Origin of the sequence: Bradyrhizobium sp. 2TAF36 (assembly GCF_052114925.1) — a bacterium.
GTDB classification, from domain to species: Bacteria; Pseudomonadota; Alphaproteobacteria; order Rhizobiales; family Xanthobacteraceae; genus Bradyrhizobium; species Bradyrhizobium barranii.
The window spans coordinates 1-420 of record NZ_JBFRFR010000260.1 but is presented as its reverse complement, the minus strand read 5'-3'; the positions used below and the strand labels follow the sequence as shown (position 1 = coordinate 420).

Sequence of the window (420 nt, the reverse complement as noted above, 5' to 3'; positions counted from 1 at the left end):
GTTCTGGTTGGCGGTCTGACTCGCGAGCACCGGGGTATCGTCAGCGCCATGGATGGTGACGGTGAGCGTGGTGGTCGAAGTGAGGCCTCCGGTGTCGCGCATGGTATAGTTGAACGTGTCCGTCAACGTGTTCGTTGGCAGCCGCAATGCCTGCACGGCGGAATCATTCTCGTTGATGGTGTAGGTGAACGTACCGTTGGCGCTGAGCACGATGCTGCCGTGGGCACCGGCGAGCGCTGTGCCGAGCGTACCCGCCGTCGTCCCGAAGCTGACGGCGGTGACGGTCTTGGTGTCGCCGGTGTCGGGATCTGTGTCGTTGGTGAGGACGTTGCCGGTGGCGGGCGAGCCGCCTGAACCATTGGCAATGCCGCCCTTCTCGGTGGCGTCGGCGACGTCGGCGACCGCCGTCGGCGCAGGCAG

1 protein-coding gene is annotated in these 420 nt (G+C 65.7%); it reads right to left on the bottom strand.

Annotated features, from left to right (window positions below; genetic code table 11):
• The coding region (locus AB4Z51_RS45075; RefSeq protein WP_441499791.1) for a VCBS domain-containing protein at positions 1-420 on the bottom strand (420 nt) is incomplete at both ends.